Origin of the sequence: Streptomyces sp. DSM 40868, from assembly GCF_011820545.1 — a bacterium.
Lineage (GTDB): Bacteria > Actinomycetota > Actinomycetes > Streptomycetales > Streptomycetaceae > Streptomyces > Streptomyces eurythermus.
Map to the genome: position 1 here is coordinate 4,818,346 of NZ_CP050504.1, position 13,629 is coordinate 4,831,974.

General features: G+C 72.1%; 14 protein-coding genes. 10 read left to right on the plus strand and 4 right to left on the minus strand.

The features are described 5' to 3' along the window. Window positions 1–6: 6 nt before the first annotated feature. The 5 genes from HB370_RS21930 to HB370_RS21945 all read left to right on the plus strand — a co-directional run bounded on the left by HB370_RS21930 (window position 7) and on the right by HB370_RS21945 (window position 3,427). Complete coding sequence (locus HB370_RS21930) at window positions 7–855, plus strand: helix-turn-helix transcriptional regulator (protein ID WP_030790953.1); 849 nt, start codon at window positions 7–9, stop codon at window positions 853–855. A 135-nt stretch (window positions 856–990) separates the two neighbouring features. Then, the gene (locus tag HB370_RS21935) at window positions 991–1,182 is read left to right on the plus strand and encodes a hypothetical protein (RefSeq protein WP_030790956.1); all 192 of its coding nucleotides are present in this window, start codon (window positions 991–993) and stop codon (window positions 1,180–1,182) included. A 152-nt stretch (window positions 1,183–1,334) separates the two neighbouring features. Beyond that, window positions 1,335–1,466 (plus strand): hypothetical protein, encoded by a 132-nt coding sequence (locus HB370_RS42485; RefSeq protein WP_280117751.1) that lies wholly within the window; start codon window positions 1,335–1,337, stop codon window positions 1,464–1,466. A gap of 17 nt (window positions 1,467–1,483) precedes the next feature. Continuing rightward, window positions 1,484–2,650 (plus strand): methyltransferase domain-containing protein, encoded by a 1,167-nt coding sequence (locus tag HB370_RS21940; protein WP_037702905.1) that lies wholly within the window; start codon window positions 1,484–1,486, stop codon window positions 2,648–2,650. Window positions 2,651–2,914: 264 nt separating this feature from the next. Further along, complete coding sequence (locus HB370_RS21945; RefSeq protein WP_037702884.1) at window positions 2,915–3,427, plus strand: GNAT family N-acetyltransferase; 513 nt, start codon at window positions 2,915–2,917, stop codon at window positions 3,425–3,427. Between the two features lie 33 nt (window positions 3,428–3,460). Here HB370_RS21945 and HB370_RS21950 read toward each other — a convergent pair whose 3' ends face one another. Together HB370_RS21950 and HB370_RS21955 are read right to left on the minus strand one after the other, a co-directional pair. Continuing rightward, window positions 3,461–5,257, minus strand: coding sequence for an NAD(P)-binding protein (locus tag HB370_RS21950; RefSeq protein ID WP_030790965.1), 1,797 nt, complete (start codon window positions 5,255–5,257; stop codon window positions 3,461–3,463). Window positions 5,258–5,346: 89 nt separating this feature from the next. Then, entirely contained in the window at window positions 5,347–7,416 is a 2,070-nt protein-coding gene (locus HB370_RS21955) for an NAD(+) synthase (RefSeq protein ID WP_030790968.1), read from the minus strand. Between the two features lie 161 nt (window positions 7,417–7,577). On the opposite strand from HB370_RS21955, the gene HB370_RS21960 reads away from it, so the two are divergent. Next, entirely contained in the window at window positions 7,578–8,012 is a 435-nt protein-coding gene (locus tag HB370_RS21960; protein WP_051816098.1) for a hypothetical protein, read from the plus strand. 114 nt (window positions 8,013–8,126) lie between these two features. After that, complete coding sequence (gene gltX / locus HB370_RS21965) at window positions 8,127–9,509, plus strand: glutamate--tRNA ligase (RefSeq protein WP_244406041.1); 1,383 nt, start codon at window positions 8,127–8,129, stop codon at window positions 9,507–9,509. A gap of 6 nt (window positions 9,510–9,515) precedes the next feature. On the opposite strand, the gene HB370_RS21970 is transcribed toward gltX, so the two are convergent. Both HB370_RS21970 and HB370_RS21975 read right to left on the minus strand, forming a co-directional pair. Further along, entirely contained in the window at window positions 9,516–10,151 is a 636-nt protein-coding gene (locus tag HB370_RS21970; RefSeq protein ID WP_030790977.1) for a pyridoxamine 5'-phosphate oxidase family protein, read from the minus strand. Continuing rightward, window positions 10,152–10,514 carry a metalloregulator ArsR/SmtB family transcription factor gene (locus HB370_RS21975; RefSeq protein ID WP_030790979.1) on the minus strand — a complete coding sequence of 121 codons (363 nt, stop codon included), beginning with the start codon at window positions 10,512–10,514 and terminating at the stop codon, window positions 10,152–10,154. A gap of 164 nt (window positions 10,515–10,678) precedes the next feature. Here HB370_RS21975 and HB370_RS21980 point away from each other — a divergent pair, with 164 nt between their 5' ends. The 3 genes from HB370_RS21980 (at window position 10,679) to HB370_RS21990 (ending at window position 13,622) form a co-directional block, all read left to right on the plus strand. Next, entirely contained in the window at window positions 10,679–11,917 is a 1,239-nt protein-coding gene (locus tag HB370_RS21980; protein WP_051816099.1) for an MFS transporter, read from the plus strand. Window positions 11,918–12,144: 227 nt separating this feature from the next. Continuing rightward, on the plus strand, window positions 12,145–12,978 hold the full coding sequence (locus tag HB370_RS21985; protein WP_030790983.1) for an SDR family oxidoreductase: 834 nt from the start codon (window positions 12,145–12,147) through the stop codon (window positions 12,976–12,978). After that, window positions 12,975–13,622 carry a TetR family transcriptional regulator gene (locus tag HB370_RS21990; protein ID WP_244405599.1) on the plus strand — a complete coding sequence of 216 codons (648 nt, stop codon included), beginning with the start codon at window positions 12,975–12,977 and terminating at the stop codon, window positions 13,620–13,622. Before HB370_RS21985 ends, HB370_RS21990 begins: the two co-directional genes overlap by 4 nt. The last annotated feature ends 7 nt before the right edge of the window (window positions 13,623–13,629 follow it).

Genomic DNA, 13,629 nt, shown 5'->3' on the forward strand with positions numbered 1-13,629 from the left:
CATCCCATGCCCGCTTCTCCTTCGTCCAGTGCCCAAGCGGCCCGTGAAGCGCTCGCTGTGCGTCTCACGCATCTTCGCCAGGACGCCGGCCTCACCGGGAAGGAACTGTCCGCCCGGTGCGGTTGGCATCCCGCGAAGACCACCCGTATCCAGAAAGCGGAAGTACAGCCGACCGACGCGGACATCCGTGCCTGGTGCACGGCTTGTGACGCCGACGACCAGGCAGACGACCTGATCGCCACGGCCCGCGCGGTCGACTCGATGTACGTGGAGTGGCGCAGGAGCCACCGAACGGGCATGCGCAAGACCCAAGAGGACTTCTACGGCCTCTACGCGCAGACCGGCGTCACCCGCGCCTACGTCTCCAACGTCATGCCCGGCTTCTTCCAGACCCCCGCCTACGCCACGGCCCTCATGGAGGCCATCACCGACTTCCAGGGCACCCCCAACGACGTCTCCGAGGCAGTCGCCGCCCGCGTCGCCCGCAGTCGGTTCCTGTACGAGGGTGGTCACCGGTTCGTCGTGCTCATGGAGGAGTGCGTCCTGCGCTACCGAGTCGGCGACGCCGAGACGATGGCCGGGCAGCTGAGCCACCTGCTGACCGTGATGACACTCCCCTCCGTCTCCCTTGGCATCATCCCCTTCACCGCTCAACGGACCGTGTGGCCGCTGGAGGCGTTCTATCTCCATGACGGCACGCGTAGCGTGGTCGAGACCCTCACGGCCGTGGTCAATGTGGTGCAGCCGCGCGAACTCGCCGACTATCGGCGGGCATTCGGAGAGCTGGCGAAGATCGCTGTTCACGGTGATGCCGCCCGCGCCCTGATCAACTCGGCGATCGCCTCAATCGGTTGATGTTCCGCAATTCCCCGCAATTTCATTGAGGCGCGGCTCGCACGCCTCGTACGGTTCTGTCCGATTCCGTTGCTGCGGACCTGTGCGGAACCGCGTTCGCGACACGACGTTCGCGCCTATCACCCGGAGACTCGCATGACGCTGCGTGCTGCCCTGCCCCAGAGCCCCGCATCAACCTTCGTCGCCGTCGACGAAGCGGGCATCACCAGGGCCGTCTATGTGACCGACGGCAGCGGCCCTCTGACGCGGGCCGTGCGTCGCCAGATGGTGCTTCAGCGGTTGGCCGAAGGCGATCGGCGCGGGCGGGTTGCCCCCGGACAGTCCTGACCGTGCCGAACGTCGCCCGGAGAAAGGAGGCCGTTGTATGGGAAAACACCCTCCGTCATCACCCCCGCCCGAACCTCCCAAGCCATCCAGCCCCCGGCCGGTGGACCGGGCCGTCGACCTAACCACGACACACAAACACCAAGGAGATTCCCATGGGATGGGGAACCGGTAAGGGCGGATCCGGCGGAGACGGCAAGCATGCCGGGGGCAAGGACCCGGGTACGTCGAAGCCGTCGCCGGACACCGCTCAGCCGAAGCCCGAGCCCAAGCACAAGAAGGGCTGAGCCTCGGCATGTACGCCATGAGCAATGAGGAGCAGGCCGCCGCGTGCGGTCTGCTCCGCCTTCTCACCGAAGAACCGGGAACCCTGGGCCCGGAGTTGGTAGCCGCCTTCCGCCGTGTCCCTCGACATGTGTTCCTGCCCCGCAAGGTCTGGCTGGACGAAGAGGGCGACTGGGTGCCCTGTGACCGTGATGCGGAGCCCGCGCGATGGCTCGCCGCCGCGTACGCTGACGCGCCGGTCGTCACGCAAGTGAATGACGGTCGGGAGCCGCGAGACGGTGATGTCTGGCCGTCGTCGTCCGCGTCCGCGCCGTCGATCGTGTTCCGCATGCTGCGGATGCTCGGCCCGCGTCCTGGCCACAGGGTCTTGGAGATCGGCACCGGCACGGGGTGGAACGCCGGTCTCCTCGCCGCTCTGCTCGGGGACGGGAACGTGACGAGCGTCGACGTGGATCCGGCGCTCACCGAGGCCGCCGTCCGCTCCCTGAAGGCGCTGGGTCTTCACCCGGCGGTGGCAGCGGCGGACGGTGCGGGAGGCTTCCCGTCCTCGGCGCCGTACGACCGGATCATCGCCACCTGTTCCGTGCGTCGCCTGCCCTACGCGTGGGTGGAGCAGACCAGGCCCGGCGGGATCGTCCTCACACCCTGGGAGACACCCTGGTTCTGTTACGGGCTGCTGCGTCTACACGTGGGCGGTGACGGGATCGCCTCCGGTCGCTTCGCTCCGTACTCGGCGTTCATGCTGATGCGCGGGCAGCGCACGGACCTGCGGATCTACCGCGATGTGGTGCGGGACGAGCACATCCCCGAGGAGTCCGCGACCGGTCTGGATCCGTGGCTTGTCGCCGGCGCGGATGCCGACGCCCGCTTCGCCGTCGGGCTGCGGCTGCCGGACGTGTGGCACGCCTGGCACCACCGTCCGGACGTTTCGGGCGTGGCGACGCGGCTGTGGCTGGCGACCGCGGATGCCACCTCGTGGGCCGCCGTGGACTGGGACGGCACCCCGGATGCCCGTGAGTACACCGTGTGGCAGTACGGGGACCGCCGGCTGTGGGACGAGGTGGAGGCCACCTATGCGTGGTGGGCGGAACAGGGGCGTCCCCCGGTCGACCGGTTCGGGCTCACCGTCACCCCCGACGGCGGGCGGGCTTGGCTGGACGACCCCTCCGTGAGCTGGTCCCTCTGATGAGTCACCGCAGTTCCGCCAGCCCCCTGCGAGTCGCCGCCACGACCACGCGGTTCCCCTTCTGCCCCGCGCAGGGTGCGGCCCTCGAGTTGAAGGTGGCCGTCGACGTCGATGGCTGCGAAGAGCAGTACGCGCCGTCCGACCGCGATCGCGCCCAGGACCTTTCGGCCGAGCATCGCCCCGCACGGCCCCGGGATGAGCGGCCGTCCGCCTGGATCGGGTTCTACAGTCGGGCCGGGTGGGATGGATCGAGGAGTCGCGCCGATGGATCTGAAGTGGTACGCGCATGCCGACGCACCGGACGTCCGCTCCCTGCTCCTGGACATTCACGACGAGGTGTACGCGAACGATCCTGACCCTTTCCACTCGCGCGAAAGATTCTCGTACTTCGTCGACCTGTGGTCAGGGCGCGAGGACTGGCGTTGCGTCTCGGGCTGGGAGGACGGAGGCCCAGTCGGGTACGCGTACGGTTCGACGTTCAAACCGGGCGGCTGGTGGAAGGGAATGGTCCGGCCCAGGGGCGTGCGCGGCCGGATCTTCGCCCTGTCCGAGCTGATGGTGGTGCCCCAGTGGCAGGGCACCGGCCGGGCACGGCAGATCCATGACGCTCTGATCCATTCGGTCGACGTCGACTTCGTGACACTCCTCGTCGATTCCACGCACCCCAAGGTGCAAGCCCTGTACGAGAAGTGGGGCTACGAGAAGCGGGACGAGGCGAAGCCCTCCCACGACTCTCCTGTGTACGCGGTGATGGTGCGCACGCTGCGGACCGACTGACCAGAGGCGACGAGCCCCCTGAACGGCTCCGCGTCAGCGCAGTTCCGCCAGCCCCCTCCGGGTCGCCGCCACGACCACGCGGTCGCCCTTCTGCAGTACGTGGCCGGAGGAGGTGTCCGGGTGGCCCAGGCGGGCCAGGGCGCGCCAGGAGCCGGTGTGGAAGGCCTCGCGGAGGGTGCGGCCCTCCAGTTGTGGGTGGCCGTCGACGTCGACCGCGGCGAAGAGCAGCACCCGCCGTTCCACCGCGATCGCGCCCAGGACCTGCCGGCCGAGCATCGCCCCGGCGAACGCGGGCGCGGCCAGATGGGTGACGCTGCGGCTGCGGGTCAGGGCGTTCGGGTGGGCGGCGCGCAGGGTGCGGTAGACGGCGGTGGCGAAGTCGTCGTCGTACAGCCGCAGCACCACGCGGAGGTCGGGGCGGACCGTGCGGGCGTAGAGCACGGCCTCCAGGTTGGTGGTGTCGGCGCTGGTCACCGCGAGCAGCGTGCGCGCCCGGTGGATCTGGGCCGCCTCCAGGACGCCCTCCTGGGTGACGTCCCCGAGGACCACCGGCACCCGCAGCCGGCGGGCGGTGGCCAGGCCGCGCGCCTCGGGGTCGGACTCGACGCACACCACGGGGACGTTCAGCTCGCGCAGCCGGGTCAGTACCCGGGTGCCGATCTTGCCGAGGCCCAGCAGCACCACGTGACCACTCAGCCCGCGCGGCGGCCGGCGCAGGGTGGAGGCGGTGCGGAAGGTGCCGAACGCCTCCAGCGCGGCGGCCAGCAGCACCGGCAGCAGGAGCAGTCCGACGAGCGCGGACAGGAGCTGGAGAACCTGACGGCCGAGGGGCTCCTTGAACGCCGGGTCGTCGATGGCGAACAGGTCCAGGAGGGTGATGTAGCAGGCGCGCAGCGGATCGATGCCGGTGACCAGCCACAGGGTGACGGCCAGGGCGATCACGCAGCCGACCAGTCCGGCCAGCGACCAGCGCAGCCGCCGGGAGAACAGCGAGGCGAGCGGCATGACGCCGGTCAGCCGGCGGGCGGGCGTGGCGGACTCCGCGTCCGTGGGGGAGGAGACGTGTTCCAGCACCACGGCCTGCCGGCCGGCGGCCCGCCGTACCTCCTCGTCGCCGGGGAGCAATTCCGGTGGCTGCTCGCCGGCGGACAGCAGGGCGAGGGTGGACAGCCCGGCCCCGTCCTCCCCGGACAGCGGGCGTTCCACGGCCCGCAGCAGCAGGCCCTCGGTCTGTACGATCCTGCTGGTGCCGACGACGGCGGTGGCCGCGAGCACGGGCGCGGCGGTGTCGGCGTCCGACAGTACGGTCGTGGAGGCATCGAGACCGGCGTCCGGGCCGGCCTCCCCGTCCCCGGCGGCCAACGCGGCGGCCTGGTCGAGGAGTTCCTCGATGTGCTGGCCCAGCCGCCGGTTGTAGAGCCGGAGGACCAGCCGCAGCCGGGGGTTGAGCCGGCGGGCGGTCAGCGCGGCGCGGATGTTGGTCTCGTCGTCGTCGTACACCAGGGCCAGCGCGGCGGCCCGCGCCACCCCGGCCTCCGCGAGCACCGCCTCGGTCGGCTCGGCGGCCTCCAACACCGCCTCGCTGTCCGCGCGTTGGCCGGCGGCCGGGCCGGTGGGCTGCCCCGCCGGGCCCGCCCGGCCGACCGTCCCCACCGCGGCGCTGACCATCCGGTCGAACAGCGCCGCCGACGCGGCCCGGGCCCGGCCGACCACCGGGGGCCGCGCGGTGCGCCGGTCCGGCGGTACGACGAGGGTGACCTGTTCGTCGTAGACCCCGCGCAACTCGGCGGCCAGCCGGTGCGCGAGGCCGTCGTCACCGCACACCACCATGTGTGCCCGCGGGACCCCCGGTCCCCCCTGATACGGAACGCTCGCCACGAGGGAAAGAGTGTCCGAAGCCGGGGCCCGGTTCCAGGCGGCTAGCGGGCCGCGGCCGCCGCCGCCTCGAAGTCGAAGCGGGCCAGGTCGCGCAGCCACGACTCCGCGTTGCCGTCCGAGGGGGCGCGCCAGTCGCCGCGCGGGGAGAGCGAGCCGCCGGCCGAGACCTTGGGCCCGTTCGGCATCGCCGAGCGCTTGAACTGCGAGAACGCGAAGAAGCGGCGGCAGAACACCTCCAGCCAGTGCCGGATCTCGGTCAGGTCGTACGCCACCCGCTTGGCCTCGGGGAAGCCGGGCGGCCAGGCGCCGGCCTCCGCGTCGTGCCAGGCGTGCCAGGCCAGGAAGGCGACCTTCGAGGGCCGGAAGCCGTAGCGCAGCACCTGGAAGAGGGTGAAGTCGTGCAGCGCGTACGGGCCGATCTTGGACTCGGTGGACTGCATCTCCTCGCCCGGCACCAGCTCGGGGCTGATCTCGGTGTCCAGGATCGCGGACAGCACCTTGCCGGTCTCGTCGTCGAACTGTTCGCTGGCGACGACCCAGCGGATCAGGTGCTGGATGAAGGTCTTCGGCACCCCGGAGTTGACGTTGTAGTGGCTCATCTGGTCGCCGACGCCGTACGTGGACCAGCCGAGCGCCAGCTCGGAGAGGTCGCCGGTGCCGAGCACGATGCCGCCGCGCTGGTTGGCCAGCCGGAACAGGTAGTCGGTGCGCAGGCCCGCCTGGACGTTCTCGAAGGTGACGTCGTAGACCGGCTCGCCGGCGGCGAAGGGGTGGCCGATCTCCTTCAGCATCAGCCGGGCGGTCGGCGTGATGTCCAGCTCGGCGGCGGTGACACCGAGGGCGCGCATCAGCTTGTGCGCGTTGTCCTTGGTGTGGTCGCTGGTGGCGAAGCCGGGCAGGGTGAAGGCCAGGATGTCGCTGCGGGGGCGGCCCGCGCGGTCCATCGCCCGGGCGGCGACGATCAGCGCGTGCGTGGAGTCCAGGCCGCCGGAGACGCCGATGACGACCTTGGGCCCGCCGATCGCCGCGAGCCGCTGCTGGAGCCCGGCGACCTGGATGTTGTACGCCTCGTAGCAGTCCAGGGCGAGCCGGTCGGGGTCGGCGGGCACGAACGGGAACCGCTCGACGCGGCGGCGCAGCCCGAGGTCGGTGCGCGGCGGGTCCAGCTCGAAGGAGACGGTCCGGAAGTCCCCGGTGCGCGCGGCGTGGGCACGGCGGTTGTCGTCGAAGGTGCCCATCCGGTGGCGTTCCTGCCGCAGCAGGTCGAGATCGACGTCGGCGACGGTGTACTGGTCGCCGAGCGGGAAGCGGTCGGACTCGGCGAGCAGCACCCCGTTCTCGTAGATCATGGTCTGTCCGTCCCAGGACAGGTCGGTGGTGGACTCGCCGAGGCCGGCCGCGGCGTAGACGTAGGCGGCCAGGCAGCGGGAGGACGCCGAGCGGCACAGCAGCGCGCGGTCCTCGGCCCGGCCGACGGTGATGGGGCTGCCGGAGAGGTTGACCAGCACGGTCGCCCCGGCGAGGGCGGCCTCGGCGCTGGGCGGCACCGGCACCCACATGTCCTCGCAGATCTCGGTGTGCAGCACCAGCCCGGGCACGTCCTCGGCGGCGAACAGCAGGTCCACCCCGAACGGCACCTCGGCGCCGGCGACGCGGAGGGTGCCGCCCCGCTCGTCGTGGCCGTCGGCGATCTGCCGGCGTTCGTAGAACTCGCGGTAGTTCGGCGGGTACGACTTCGGTACGACGCCGAGGACGCGGCCCCGGTGGATGACCACCGCGCAGTTGTAGATCCGGTGGCGGTGGCGCAGCGGGGCGCCGACGACCAGGACGGGCAGCAGCTCGGCCGAGCCGGCGACGACCGTGTGGAGCGCCGCCTCGACCTGGTCGAGCAGCGCGTCCTGGAGGAGCAGGTCCTCGATGGAGTAGCCGGTCAGGCCCAGCTCGGGGAAGACGGCGACGGCGACGCCCTCGTCCGCGCACCGGCGGGCCTGGCGCAGGACCGCCTCGGCGTTGGCGTGCGGGTCGGCGATGACGGTGTGGCCCGTGCACGCGGCGATGCGCGCGAAGCCGTGGCTGTACAGCGACCAGAAGTTCAACGGGGCTTCCTTCATGATTCAACAGACCGCACTGACGAAGCGAATCTCCTCCTGAGGGAAGCCTAGATCCCGGCCGCGGGAAGCCCGGGACCCGGCCACGTACTCGGGCACGTACTCGGATCCGGCTGAGTAGGCGCGCTCTGTGCGCGGGCGGCGCGCGGCGCGACGGTGGAGGTATGCGAAAAGGAGCAGGGAAACCCACGCGCATCGCCCTCGGGGTGCTGCCGGTCCTCGCGCCCGCCGTGGTCGCGCCCCTGGCGTGGGCCGGCTGGCTGGGCTGGGACCAGCAGCGGGACGTCCACGCCGACGGCACGACGACCGGCCCGTACCAGGTCTGGCAGGTGATCGGGCTGGTCCTGACCCAGCTGGCGCCGGTGTACTGGGCCACCGCCCGCCGCCACCCCCTCGCCGCCGTCCTCGGCACCTCGGCCGGCCTGACCGCCGTCGCGTACCACGACTGGTCCGACGACGCCAGCGGCCTGTTCGTGATCGGCGTGGGCCTGGTGACCCTCGGCAGCCTCGCCGCGACCGCCGCCGCGACGGCAGCGATCACCTTCGTACGACGCGCCCTCACCGGAGGCGAGCCACCCAGGGTCGGGCACCTGACGTAGGCGGGCTGCCGGCGGTACGGAAAAAAGACGCCGGGGCGAACGGCCGGGCTCGGTACGCTGGGGCGCATGGCTGGTGACCCGGTTCGTGTGCGTTTCGCCCCGTCTCCGACCGGCATGTTCCATGTCGGCGGGGCGCGGTCCGCTCTCTACAACTGGGCGGTGGCGCGACAGTCCGGCGGTCGGTTCGTGCTGCGGATCGAGGACACGGACGCGGCCCGGAACAAGCCGGAGTGGATCGACGGCATCATCAGCGCGCTGGCGGCGATCGGCATCCATGACGAGGATCCGGCTTTCGAGGGGCCGTACTTCCAGTCGCACAACGCCGGCCGGCACCGGGAGGCGGCCGAGGGGCTGTTCGCGGCGGGGCGGGCGTACTACTGCGACTGCACCCGGGAGCAGCTGAAGGAGCGCACGGGGTCGGAGCACCTGGGGTACGACGGGTTCTGCCGGGAGCGGGGGCTCGGGTACGCGGCCGGGCGGGCGCTGCGGTTCCGGACGCCGGACGAGGGGGAGACCGTCGTCGCCGACCTGGTGCGCGGCGAGCCGGCGTTCCCGAACAGCGCGATCGAGGACTTCGTGATCGCCCGCGGTGACGGCTCTCCGGTCTTCCTGCTCGCCAACGTCGTGGACGACCTGGACGAGGGCATCACGCAGGTCATCCGGGGCGAGGAGCATCTGTCGAACACACCGAAGCAGCAGCTGCTGTGGGAGGCGCTCGGTGCCGGGCCGCCGGTGTGGGCGCATCTGCCGGTCATCGTGAACGAGAAGCGGCAGAAGCTGTCCAAGCGCCGGGACAAGGTCGCGCTGGAGGACTACCTCGGCGAGGGCTTCCTGCCCGAGGCGCTGGTGAACTACCTGATGCTGCTCGGCTGGGGCCCGGGCGGCGACCGGGAGATCATGCCGTACGAGGAGCTGGAGCGGCTCTTCCGGATCGAGGACGTCAACACCGCCCCGGCCTTCTTCGACGTGAAGAAGCTGACGGCCTTCAACGGCGAGTACCTCCGCGCCCTGGCGCCCGCGCAGTTCGCCGCGGCCTGTGTGCCGTGGCTCGTCGCGCCGTACGCCCCGTGGCGGCCGGAGGCGTTCGACAAGGACGTCTTCGAGGCGGCGGCTCCGCTGGCCCGGACCCGGTTGACGCGGCTCTCCGAGATCACCGGCTACGTGGACTTCCTGTTCCTCGATGAGCCGGTGGACGACGAGGTGTCGTGGCACAAGGCGATGAAGGAGGGGGCCGCGGACATCCTCACGGACGTCCGCGCCGGACTGGCCGCCGTCACCGGCTGGACGGCGGAGGAGCTGAAGGGCGTCCTGCTCGCCGTGGGGGAGCAGCACGGGCTGAAGCTGGGCAAGGCCCAGGCCCCGGTCCGGGTCGCGGTCACCGGGCGCACGGTCGGGCTCCCGCTGTTCGAGTCCCTGGAACTGCTCGGCCGGGAGCGGGTGCTGGCCCGGCTGGACACCGCGATCCGGAGACTGGCGGGGCGGGGCGCGCCGGGGTAGGACGGGTCAGTCCTGCTCGCCGAGTTCGGCGAGGCGGGCGCGCAGGCGGGCGTTCTCCTGTTCCAGGGCGTCCATGCGGGCGCGGACGGGCCGGAGGGCGGTCTCCAGCTCCTCCTCGGTGTAGCGCGGGGTGATGTGCTGGTGGCAGTTCCAGTTGAAGCCCTCGACCTCGACGATCATCAGGCGCTCCACCTTGCCGTCGGTGCGCGGCTGGTCGAGCCGTTCGGTGAGCGCGGGGTCCTCGTCGAGTCCCTGGGTGCGGGCCCGGCCCAGCAGTTTCAGGCGGGCCTGCCGGGCGTAGTCCATGAAGAACAGCGCGACCCGGCCGTCGGTCCGCAGGTTCCCGGTGGTGATGTACTGCCGGTTGCCGCGCACCTCCGCCCAGGCCAGCCGCCGCTCGTCCAGGACGTGTACGAAGCCGGCGGGGCCGCCGCGGAACTGGATGTAGGGCCAGCCGGTCTCGCCCGTGCTGGCCAGGTAGAACCCGTCCCGGGTGGTGAGGAACGCGGCCTCGTCGGGGCCGAGTTCGTCCGGTCCGGTGTCGGGCTGGGCGAGGGCGCGCACCCCTAACAGGCCGCTGCCCTGCTCCTCCTGGACGCGGCGCACGCTGTCCGTGTAGGCGAGGTGTGCGAACCGTCCCATCTAGCGTTCCCCCTCCTCGTCGCTCGCGGCCGTGCCCGCTTGCGCGGCCGGCGTGGCACCCAGGACGGAGGCGAGCAGTCCGGGGAAGCGCCGTTCCAGCTCCTCGCGGCGGATCCGGCTGACCCGGGTGTTGCCCCGCAGATGCGTCTCGACGAGGCCGCTCTCGCGCAGGGTGCGCAGGTGGTGGGAGACGGTGGAGCGCCCGACCGGAAGCTCCAGCGCGCCGCAGGGCGCCTCGCCGACGGTGTCGAGCAACCGCACGATCTGCAGCCGTACCGGGTCCGCGAGGGCTTGCAGCACGGTGCCGATCTCCACCGTGGCGAGGTCCGGCTGCGGCAGCCGGGTCTCCTCCGTCGTTCGCATCCTGCCTCCAGGCTCTTCCCGCCTCGCGCGGCCCGGCGGCACCGGTGCGGGGGAGGCGAGGTCGCGCGACTATGGCGATGTCGCTCGACATCTACGATACACATCGAACCTCTATTACGATCGACATCGACATACCCGACGTCCATCGAAACTCAGGTGCTTCCATGACCCCTCCCGCCGCACAGCAGGGGCGCGCCTGGCGGACCCACGCCTGTGTGCTCGCACTCGGCACGTTCGCCGTCGGCACCGACGCCTTCGTCATCGCCGGCCTGCTCCCCGACATCAGTGACTCGCTCGACATCTCCGTGGGCGCGGCGGGCCAGCTCGTCAGCGTCTTCTCGCTGGCCTACGCCCTGCTCTCCCCGGTGCTCGCCGCGTTCACCGCCCGCTGGTCACGCCGTACGGTGCTGATCACGGGGCTCGGCGTGTTCGCCGTCGGCAACGTGGTCACCGCCCTCGCCCCCGACTACGCGCTCGTCCTGGCGGCCCGGGTGATCGCCGCGGCCGGCGCCGCGATGTTCACCCCCAACGCGGGCGCGACCGCGGCGACCCTGGCCGGACCCGAGCACCGGGGCCGGGCGATCGCCATCGTCACCGTGGGGCTGACCGCCTCGCTCGCGCTGGGCGCGCCGCTCGGCACCGTCATCGGCGAGGCGCTGGGCTGGCAGGCCACCATGTGGTTCGTCACCGCGCTCGCCCTGGTCGTGGCCCCGGTCATCGCCCTGCGGCTGCCCGACGTCACCCTGGGCGGCCCGACCCAGCTGCGGCGGCGCCTCGCCCCGCTCGCCGACCGCAAGGTCGCCGGGGTACTGGCCGGCACGCTGGTCGCGTTCATCGGCATCTACCTGCCCTACACCTACATCAGCGCCGTCTTCGAGCCCGCCACCGGCGGGGACGGTGACAAGGTGGCCGTACTGCTGCTGGTCTTCGGCCTGGCGGGGACGGCCGGCAACCTCACCGCGGGCCGGCTCGCCGACCGCAAGGGGCCGCGCACGGTCGTCATCGGCGCGACGCTGCTGCTGACGGTGGTGTTCGCGGTCATGGCCGGCGTCCGCTCCTCCTACCCGGCCGCCGTCGCGCTGACGGCGGTGTGCGGCGTCGCCTCCTGGTCGGTGACCGCGCCGCAGCAGCAGCGCGTCATGGCGCTGGCCAGCCCCGGCAGCGAGCCCCTGGCCGTCTCCCTCAACGCCGCCGTGATGTACCTGGCGATCTCGCTGTCCAGCGCGCTGGGCGCCGGGATCCTCGGTGCGACGGGTGCCGTGTGGATCGCCTGGGCGGGCGCCGCCTTCGCCGTGGCCGCGGCGCTGGTCACGGCCGCCGCCGCCCGCACCGAGCGGGCCGGCGCCGGGTCCGCGGAGCCGGAGCGGGAGCCGGCCGGGGCGCAGGAGGCGTCCGCCGGTTAGCGGTATCCGGTGCCGACCGACGGTGGATCAGCGGCGCGAGCTGCGGTCTTACGTCGGAAGACCTAGAACTAAACAGGCGTTGATATTTCTCCTGGGCGGGCGTAGCGTCGTCAACGCCCCTTGTTGGAGAGGGAGTCGGCGAGTGCCCCGGCCGTGCGCAGGTACGACACGCCCTGCGCGACCCCCGTCGGCCGGGGCTCACCCGCCCCCTGACGAAAGGCTGAGGGATGATCCTGGTGACCGGTGCGACCGGCAACGTCGGCCGGAACCTGGTGCGCGAACTGCTGGAAGCGGGAGCGCGGGTACGCGCGCTCACCCGTGACCCGCGCCGCGCCGGCCTGCCGGACGGAGTCGACGTGGCCCAGGGAGACCTGACCGATGCCGAGTCCCTCGCCTCCGCGCTGCGCGGCGTGGAGCGGGCGTTCCTCTTCCCCGTGCACGGCCGGCTGGGCGCGTTCCTGGACGCCGCGACGCGGGCGGGGCTGAAGCAGGTGGTGCTGCTGTCCTCGCAGTCGGTGGTGGACGAACACCTGAGCCGGGAGCGGATGGGCAGGCTCAACGCGGCCGACGAGCAGGCCGTCATCGCCTCCGGTGTGCCGTGGACGTTCCTGCGCCCCGGCCCGTTCATGGTCAACGACCTGCCGTGGGCGTGGGGCGTCAAGGCGGAGGGCGTGGTCCGCGCGGCATACGGCGACGCCGCCACCGCGCCCGTCGACGAGCGGGACATCGCCGCCGTGGCCGCCCGCGCCCTGCTGGACGACGACCACGTGGGACGGGCCTACGAGCTGACCGGCCCCCAGTCGCTGACCCAGGCCGAGCGCGTACGCATCCTCGGCGAGGTGCTCGGCAGGGAACTGCGCTTCGAGGAACTGTCGCCCGAGGCGGCCCGGGAGCGGATGACCCGGCACCTGGAGGCGGAGACGGTCGACTCCCTGCTGCGCATGTTCGCCCGCCAGTCCGGCACGACGGTGCCGGTGTCCACGGCGGTGCGGGACGTCACCGGCCGCCCGGCGCACACCTACGCCGAGTGGGCGGCCCACCACGCCGGTGACTTCAGGTGACCGGAAGCCGTACGCAGGCGGGCGCGGAACCGGAGCGCAAGGGCGAGCGCACCCGCCGGCGGATCATGGAGGCCGCGCGCCGCAAGTTCGCCGAGGTCGGCTACGAACGCGCCACGATCCGGGCCATCGCCGCCGAGGCGGGAGTCGACAAGGCGTCCGTCATCCAGTACTTCGGCACCAAGCAGGAACTCTTCCGCGAGGCGGTCCGCTGGCACGTCCCGATCGAGGAGCTGACGACCCCGGACCCGGCGCGCACGGTCGACAACTACCTCCGCGCCATGCTGAGCAGCTGGGCGGCCGACCCGGACAGCCCCATGGCGGTGCTGCTGCGCACCAGCATGACCAGCGAGGAGGCCGCGGAGCTGCTGCGCCGGCATGTGACCAAGGAGACCGTCGAGCGGGTGGCGGCGAACGTCGACGCCCCGGACGCGCGGCTGCGCGCCGCGCTGTCCGGGGCGATGATGTTCGGCATCGCGACCCAGCGGTACCTGCTGCGCATGCCCGACCTGGCCGAGGCCGACCTGGACGACGTACTGCGCCTGGCGGCACCGCTGTTCCGCACCCTGATCGCCCCCGGCTCGGAGCCGGGGACGGAGCCGGGGGCGGCACCCGGGACGGATCCGGAGACGGTGCCCGGGTCCTGACCGCGAG